Source organism: Mycobacterium sp. E2479 (assembly GCF_001667925.1).
In the GTDB taxonomy this organism is placed as follows: Bacteria; Actinomycetota; Actinomycetes; order Mycobacteriales; family Mycobacteriaceae; genus Mycobacterium.
The window spans coordinates 68,719-76,089 of the sequence record NZ_LZJR01000135.1 but is presented as its reverse complement, the minus strand read 5'-3'; the positions used below and the strand labels follow the sequence as shown (position 1 = coordinate 76,089).

At 66.5% G+C, this 7,371-nt stretch carries 9 protein-coding genes; 8 read left to right on the top strand and 1 reads right to left on the bottom strand.

Going from position 1 to position 7,371, the window contains the following annotated elements; genetic code table 11:
• The 5 genes from A5686_RS20570 to A5686_RS20550 all read left to right on the top strand — a co-directional run.
• The coding region (locus A5686_RS20570) for a PPE domain-containing protein (RefSeq protein WP_067938101.1) at nt 1-1,015 on the top strand (1,015 nt) is incomplete at its 5' end.
• Entirely contained in the window at nt 1,012-1,329 is a 318-nt protein-coding gene (locus tag A5686_RS20565) for a DUF732 domain-containing protein (protein WP_067938099.1), read from the top strand. The genes A5686_RS20570 and A5686_RS20565, both read left to right, overlap by 4 nt.
• A gap of 121 nt (nt 1,330-1,450) precedes the next feature.
• Nucleotides 1,451-2,167 (top strand): MgtC/SapB family protein, encoded by a 717-nt coding sequence (locus A5686_RS20560; protein WP_067938097.1) that lies wholly within the window; start codon nt 1,451-1,453, stop codon nt 2,165-2,167.
• Between the two features lie 41 nt (nt 2,168-2,208).
• On the top strand, nt 2,209-3,153 hold the full coding sequence (locus tag A5686_RS20555; protein WP_067938095.1) for a sterol desaturase family protein: 945 nt from the start codon (nt 2,209-2,211) through the stop codon (nt 3,151-3,153).
• A gap of 89 nt (nt 3,154-3,242) precedes the next feature.
• Nucleotides 3,243-3,920: a S1 family peptidase gene (locus tag A5686_RS20550; RefSeq protein WP_231986437.1), complete on the top strand. Its 678-nt coding sequence runs from the start codon at nt 3,243-3,245 to the stop codon at nt 3,918-3,920.
• Nucleotides 3,921-3,925: 5 nt separating this feature from the next.
• Here the strand turns inward: A5686_RS20550 and A5686_RS20545 are convergent, their stop codons facing one another.
• Nucleotides 3,926-4,381, bottom strand: coding sequence for a nitroreductase/quinone reductase family protein (locus A5686_RS20545; RefSeq protein WP_067938090.1), 456 nt, complete (start codon nt 4,379-4,381; stop codon nt 3,926-3,928).
• A gap of 120 nt (nt 4,382-4,501) precedes the next feature.
• On the opposite strand from A5686_RS20545, the gene A5686_RS20540 reads away from it, so the two are divergent.
• The 3 genes from A5686_RS20540 to A5686_RS20530 all read left to right on the top strand — a co-directional run bounded on the left by A5686_RS20540 (nt 4,502) and on the right by A5686_RS20530 (nt 7,359).
• Nucleotides 4,502-5,185, top strand: a complete 684-nt coding sequence (locus A5686_RS20540) for a TetR/AcrR family transcriptional regulator (protein WP_197520653.1) — start codon at nt 4,502-4,504, stop codon at nt 5,183-5,185.
• A gap of 130 nt (nt 5,186-5,315) precedes the next feature.
• Nucleotides 5,316-5,816 carry a VOC family protein gene (locus A5686_RS20535; protein ID WP_067938086.1) on the top strand — a complete coding sequence of 167 codons (501 nt, stop codon included), beginning with the start codon at nt 5,316-5,318 and terminating at the stop codon, nt 5,814-5,816.
• 49 nt (nt 5,817-5,865) lie between these two features.
• On the top strand, nt 5,866-7,359 hold the full coding sequence (locus A5686_RS20530; protein ID WP_067938084.1) for an FAD-binding protein: 1,494 nt from the start codon (nt 5,866-5,868) through the stop codon (nt 7,357-7,359).
• Nucleotides 7,360-7,371 lie beyond the last annotated feature (12 nt).

Genomic DNA, 7,371 nt, shown 5'->3' with positions numbered 1-7,371 from the left:
CACCGCCGCGATCGCGGCGACCGAGGCCGAGTACGGCGAAATGTGGGCGCAGGACGCGGCCGCAATGTTCGGGTACGCCAGCGCATCTGCGGCCGCCACCCGACTGAACCCATTCACCGAGCCCCCCCAGACCACCGACTCGACGGGAATCGCCGCCCAGTCGGCGGCGCTGGGCCAGGCGAGCGCACTGGCAACCGGTACCGGTGGGGCAGCGGACGCCGCGGCCGCGCCGTCCGGCATCATCAGCCAGCTGCTCGAGGGCCTCGGCAACGCGTCCCGCGGCTACATGGAGTTCTGGGACGGTGTGCTCAACACCCTCACGGGATCCCCGCTGGCCGGGACGACGTGGCAGAACACCTTCGGGATCCTCGCCGACATCGGCCGGTTCAGCACCGTCGCCAACGACAGCATGAGCCCGATCAACCTCGCCATGACCGAGTTCAAGATGTTCTACAAACTCCCGGTCGAGGGCCTGGAAATCCCCAAGTCCGCGCTAGGTGCCGGACTCGGTTTGCGTACGGCGGGAGCGGGCCTTACCAGCGCGGTATCAGCGGGCATGGGCGAGGCCAACGTGGTGGGCAAGTTATCGGTGCCGGCGACCTGGGCCTCGGCAACCCCGGCGATCAGGTTGGCCAGCAGCCTGCCGACCGCCGGTCTGGCCGCGGCCCCCGCGGCCGGGATCCCGGGCAGCCTGCTCGGTCACATGGCGCTGGGAAGCCTTACCGGGGGCGCCCTCGGTGCCTTCGCGCCGGAAGTCGCGGGTCGCAACGGTGCCCGGGTCCGCGCCGGCGGTGCGATAAAGAGCGCCGAACCCGTCAAACTCGACGACGTCATCGCGAAGCTGCAGAAGCAGCCGGACGCCGTGCAGCACTGGAACGTTGACAAGGCCGGACTTGACGCTCTGCTCGACCAATTGTCCAACAAGCCTGGCATCCATGCGGTGCACGTGTCCCGCGGAGGCAAGCCCACGGTGACCTTGCCCGACGCCCACCTCGGAAAGGCGGGGACGGTATGAGACTCCTGCTTGCCGTGCTCGGCGCTTTCACCGCGAGCGGTTTCGCGGCGCTCGCGCACGCCGAGCCGCAGGGCGACGATGCGGCGTTCCTGGCCAACCTCAGCAATTCCGGCATCACCTACAGCAGTCCCAGTCAGGTCATCGCGTCCGCTAAAGCCGTCTGCGGGTTGATGGGCAGGGGCGAAACTGGTTTGCAGGTTGTCACTGACATCAAGGATCAAAATCCCGGCATGACGTTGGACGGCGCGGCCCAGTTCGCTGCGCTCGCATCGAGCGCCTACTGCCCCCACCACCTGGCGCCCAAGACCGGTTAGCCTGGGGCGCGCCGCGCGCCGAGATGCTCCCGGCGTGGGGGATATGGTCGGGCTTCACTTGCGGTTAACCCGGATTTGGTTAGCTCCCTTCGCCGTCTAGCAACCGGGAAGGAGCGACGCGTTGGAGACGCTGAGCGTTCTCGATTTCGTGCTCCGGCTGGGGGTCGGCGTGGGCTGCGGTGCCCTCATCGGCCTGGAACGGCAATGGCGGGCCCGGCGGGCCGGCCTGCGCACCAACGCACTGGTTGCCGGAGGTGCGACGTTGTTCGTCCTCTACGCGGCGGCCACCTCCGATACCAGCCCCACCCGGGTCGCCTCGTACGTCGTGTCCGGTATCGGGTTCCTCGGTGGTGGCGTGATCCTGCGGGAGGGCGTCAACGTCCGTGGTCTCAACACCGCCGCCACCCTGTGGTGCTCGGCGGCGATCGGCGTGCTGGCGGCTTCCGGTCACCTGGTGTTCGCACTGATCGGCACCGGCACCGTCATCGGCATCCATCTGCTGGGGCGCCCGCTCGGGAGGCTGATCGACCGGGACAACAGTGCCGAAGACGACGAGAGCCTGTTGCCATACCTCGTGCAGGTGGTCTGCCGTGCCAAGCACGAGAAGTACGCGCGGGCCCAGATAGTCCAGCACGCCGGGAGCAACGACATCACGCTGCGCGGAATCCATACCGGCAACCCGGCCGGCGATGAGGTCACCTTGACCGCTCACCTGCTGATGAACGGTGATGCGCCGGCCCGCCTCGAACGGTTGGTAGCCGAATTATCGCTGCTTCCGGGCGTCCGCGCCGTGCAGTGGTATGCCGGGGACGAAGCGCAATCCGACGATCGTCGCTGAGGGCGAACTGGCACTCCGGGGCGCGTCGTAGTCTTACCTGTGTGAGTGCCCTCTCCGGCTTCCTGTCCGCGCTGCCGCCGCAGATGCGCGATCCGGTGCTGTTTGCCATCCCGTTCTTCCTGCTGCTGTTGACCTTGGAATGGACCGCGGCCCGCAAGCTGGAACACCTGACCGCCGAGTCCGCCGTTACGGCGCGACCGCCGTCCGGGGCGCACTTGACGCGCGACTCCGTGGCCAGCATCTCGATGGGACTGGTTTCGGTAGCGACCACCGCCGGCTGGAAGACCCTGGCGCTGCTGGGCTATGCCGCGATCTATGCCTACCTGGCGCCCTGGCACCTGTCGGCGACGCATTGGTACACCTGGGTCATCGCGCTTCTCGGGGTGGACCTGCTCTATTACGCCTATCACCGGATCGCGCATCGCGTCCGATTGATCTGGGCGACGCACCAAGCCCACCACTCCAGCGAGTACTACAATTTCGCCACTGCGCTGCGCCAGAAGTGGAACAACAGCGGCGAGATCTTGATGTGGATTCCGTTGCCGCTGTTGGGGATTCCGCCTTGGATGGTGTTCTTCAGTTTCTCGCTGAACTTGATCTACCAGTTCTGGATACACACCGAGCGGATCGACAAGCTGCCGCGACCGTTCGAGTTCCTGTTCAACACCCCGTCGCATCACCGGGTGCACCACGGGATGGACAAGGTGTATCTCGACAAAAACTACGGGGGCATCTTCATCGTCTGGGACCGGCTGTTCGGAACCTTCCAGGCCGAGCTCTTCCGGCCGCATTATGGGCTCACGAAACGCGTGGACACGTTCAACATCTGGACGTTACAGACCCGCGAATATGTCGCGATCGCCCGCGACTGGCGATCGGCGACGCGCCTGCGTGATCGATTGGGTTACGTGTTCGGCCCACCCGGGTGGCTACCGCGGACGGCCCGCCACACCGATGCCACGACCGCGGTCGTGACCTCCCTGTAACATTCGCGCAGGCCGGCGCGAAAAGCTGAGCGGGGAGGAAGGTCGTAGCCTCGCCTCCCGTCGGTTCGGCCCGATGGATGGAGTTCAGGGTGCATCGTCGTCTGGCAAGGCGCGCATTCGTCGCCTCGACTACTGTCGCAGCGGTCGCCACCTTGCTGCCGGGAGCGCCCGCCAATGCCGACGTCGTCGTGTACCCGGGCATGGAAATACGGCAGGGCAACCGCGTGTGCACGCTGGGATATGTCGACCCCGCGCTCAAGATCGCTTTCACCGCGGGACACTGCCGGGGCGGGAGCGGGGTGGTGACGGACCGGGCCGGCACCGTCATCGGGCAGATGGCGGCCTTCCGGGACAACACCCCCAGCGGAACGACGGTGTCCACGACCCAGACGATCAGCGATTACGAAGCGATCGTGCTGGACAACAGCGTCACGCCGAACAACGTCCTGCCCGGCGGTCGCCCGCTGGTCGCGGATCCCGGGCTCGCGCTCGCGCCGGGGCAGCCCGTCTGCCATTTCGGCGTGATCACCGGGGAAACCTGCGGGACGGTGGAGAGCGTGAACAACGGCTGGTTCACCATGTCGCACGGTGTGCAGAGCCACAACGGCGATTCGGGCGGACCGGTGTACCTGGCGCCCAGCGGCGGCCCCGGACAGCTCGTGGGCATCTTCAACAGCGTGTGGGGTGATTTCCCGGCCGCGGTGTCATGGGGAGCCACGACGCAGGAGGCTCGCGAGGATCTGGGGGTGCGCGACAACGCGCATTAGGGCCATCAGCCCGCGGTGACCACCGGTGTCAGTGCGAACACCGGGATCGAGGGCGCGGCGGCGCGGAATTGCTCATCTGTGCTGTCGGGCGTCAACCCTGCGACGTAATCCTTGACCTGCCAATACCACTTGGCCAGATAACGCCGCAACAGCTCGGGCTTGGCCGCGTCATCGATCTCGCCCGCCCGCATGGGCCGGCGACGCCAGCGCGGACCCACCTCGACGACGGACGCGGCCCGGACGTTGCGCGCCCAGTGCGTGTTGCCCCGCGGCGAGACCAGGTAGTCCACGCCGTCGACGGTCAGCAGGTTGACCACCACCGCGCGTGGCTTTCCGCTCTTGCGGCCACGGACGCGCAGCGCCCGGGTTCCGGCGATGCTGATCCCCGCCTCGGCGAGCCAGCGGATGACCGCGTTCGCGGCCCGGGCGGCCCGGTTCGGTTCTTCGTATCGGGTGGACATGGTGAGCCTCTCAGCGAATCCTGGTCGAACTGCGAGAGCGGTGCTCTCTAATTTGGACACGCTGCCACAACCCGCCACGGAAAGCAAGAGCGGTGTTCTCGGTTGTGCCAGACTGGCCGCGTGGGCAAACGCCAGGAATCGCGTGAGCAGATCGAGGCGCGAATCATCGAACTTGGTCGCCGCCAGCTGGTCGATCGCGGCGCGGCCGGGTTATCGGTGCGGGCCATCGCACGCGACCTGGGCATGGTGTCCTCGGCGGTGTACCGCTACGTATCCAGCCGCGACGAACTGCTGACCTTGCTGCTGGTTGACGCCTACTCCGACCTGGCCGACACGGTGGACCGTGCCCGCGAGACGGTCGACGACCTGTGGAGCGACGACGTCGTCGCCATTGCGCGGGCTACCCGGGGCTGGGCCATCGCGAACCCGGCCTGCTGGGCCCTGCTTTATGGCAGTCCCGTTCCCGGATACCACGCACCTCCGGAGCGCACGATCGCGGTGGGCACCCGGGTGGTCGCGGCGCTGTTCGACGCGGTTGCGGCCGGGATCGCCACGGGAGATATCCGGCTGACGAATGATCTTGCCCCACAACCGATGTCATCCGACTTCGACCGGATTCGCCATGAATTCGGCTTCCCGGGCGATGACCGGGTCCTTGCGAAGTGCTTCTTGCTCTGGGCCGGAGTGTTGGGCGCCATCAGCCTCGAGGTGTTCGGCCAGTACGGCGCGGACACCCTGACAGACCCGGAAACGGTCTTCGACGCGCAGCTGCGGCTGATGGTCGACATCCTGAGCCAACACTGAGGCTTGCGGGTGGCGGCAAGCTGGAATTAGAACGTGTTCACCCGCCGATTTCCGGGCCGGACGGGCTCGCCACGGCAAAGATATTCGGGCCCTTTCTAACGGCATCACGACTCGACTATCCTGCGAGACGATGACGCCTAACGTTGAATCACCGACCCAGATCGCGTGGGTCACCGCCGACCTTGATGCCACCGAAACGGCCCTCACCGGCCTGTTAGGCGTGCGGAAGTGGGTCCGCATACCCGATGTGCACTTTGCTCCGGACTCGTGTAGCTACCGGGGCCAACCCGCCGACTTCTTTGCCAGCATCTCGCTGAGCTACCTCGGCGACATGCAGTTGGAGCTGATCCAACCGGTTCGCGGCGAGAACATCTATAGTGACTTTTTGTCCGATTGCGGACCGGGTCTGCACCACATCTGCATGGAGGTTGAACGCCCCGAGCAACTTGAGGCGGCGGTGACGGAGGCCGCCGAGCGGGGCGCCGCGGTCGTTCAGCGAGGCGTGATGCCCGGCGGCATCCAATTCGCCTACCTATCAGCACCGGAGGCGGGCGTGCCGTATGTGGAGCTTGCATACGTCGCACCCGAGATGAGGGCCTTTCACGACTACATCAAACAGGAGCAACGGTGAGCCGCGCCGGCGACGATGCCGAGCGCGGCGATGAGGAGAAGTGGCGCGAATGAGCACGGAGATACCAGCAACGGTCAGTGCGGATGACGTGACCACCTGGTCGGATGACGTTGACGTCGTAGTGATCGGGTTTGGCATCGCCGGAGGCTGCGCCGCGGTGAGTGCGGCAGCCGCCGGGGCGCGCGTGCTCGTGCTCGAACGCGCGGCCGCCGCGGGTGGCACCACTTCGCTTGCGGGCGGCCACTTTTACCTCGGTGGCGGGACCGCGGTGCAGCAGGCGACCGGTCAAGAGGATGCCGCCGAGGAGATGTACAAATACCTGGTCGCGGTGTCGCGCGAACCCGAGCTCGACAAGATCCGCGCCTATTGCGACGGCAGCGTCGAGCATTTCAACTGGTTGGAGGACTTGGGTTTTCAGTTCGAGCGCAGCTACTACCCGGGCAAGGTCGTCGTTCCACCCGGTACCGAGGGCTTGAGCTACACCGGCAATGAAAAGGTTTGGCCCTTCTGCGAGCGGGCCAAGCCGGCGCCGCGTGGACACTCGGTGCCAGTGCCCGGCGAACTGGGCGGCGCCAGCATGGTTGTCGACTTGTTGCTCAAGCGCGCCGACGCGGTGGGCGTGCAGATCCGCTACGAGACCGGGGTTACCAACCTGGTCATTGACGACGAAGGCGCCGTGGTCGGTGTCGCGTGGAAGCACTTCACCGAAACCGGTGCGATCAAGGCCAAGTCGGTCATCATCGCGGCGGGGGGATTCGCGATGAACCCGGAGATGGTCGCCGAGCACACGCCCGCGCTGGGTCAGCAGCGACGCACCAAGCATCACGGCATGGTGGCGCCCTACATCCTGGGCAACCCCAATGACGACGGACTGGGCATCCGGATGGGCGTCTCGGCGGGCGGTGCGACCAAGAACATGGACGAGCTGTTCATCACCGCGGCGGCCTATCCGCCCGAGGTGCTGCTGACCGGTGTGATCGTCAATAAGGAGGGCCGGCGCTTTGTCGCCGAGGACTCCTACCACTCGCGCACGTCGGCTTTCGTGTTGGAGCAGCCCGACCAGACGGCATACCTGATCGTCGACGAGGCGCACACCGAGATGCCGGCCATGCCGCTGATCCGCTTCCTCGACGGGTACGAGACCATCGCGGAAATGGAAGCAGCGCTCGGCATTCCGGCGGGCAACCTCGCGGCGACGCTTGATCGTTACAACAAGCACGCGGCCGCGGGCGAGGATCCGGATTTCCATAAGCAGCCGGAATTCCTTGCACCACAGGATAACGGCCCCTGGGCGGTGTTCGATCTGTCGCTCGGTCGGGCGATGTATTCGGGATTCACCATCGGCGGCCTCGCGGTGACCCTCGATGGCGAGGTGCAGCGCGCCGACGGCACCGTGGTGCCCGGCTTGTATGCGGCGGGCGCGTGCGCGTCCAACCTTGCCCAGGACGGCAAGGGCTACGCGAGCGGGACGCAGCTGGGTGAAGGGTCGTTCTTCGGGCGCCGAGCCGGAGCGCACGCCGCCGCACGGGCCGGACGAGCATAGGAGCGCCGGGAG

Bases quoted from the DNA above. Each gene is read 5' to 3' on its own strand.
- A5686_RS20530 (WP_067938084.1), top strand. From the start codon at position 5,866: ATGAGCACGGAGATACCAGCAACGGTCAGTGCGGATGACGTGACCACC.
- A5686_RS20535 (WP_067938086.1), top strand. From the start codon at position 5,316: ATGACGCCTAACGTTGAATCACCGACCCAGATCGCGTGGGTCACCGCC.
- A5686_RS20545 (WP_067938090.1), bottom strand. From the start codon at position 4,381: ATGTCCACCCGATACGAAGAACCGAACCGGGCCGCCCGGGCCGCGAAC.
- A5686_RS20565 (WP_067938099.1), top strand. From the start codon at position 1,012: ATGAGACTCCTGCTTGCCGTGCTCGGCGCTTTCACCGCGAGCGGTTTC.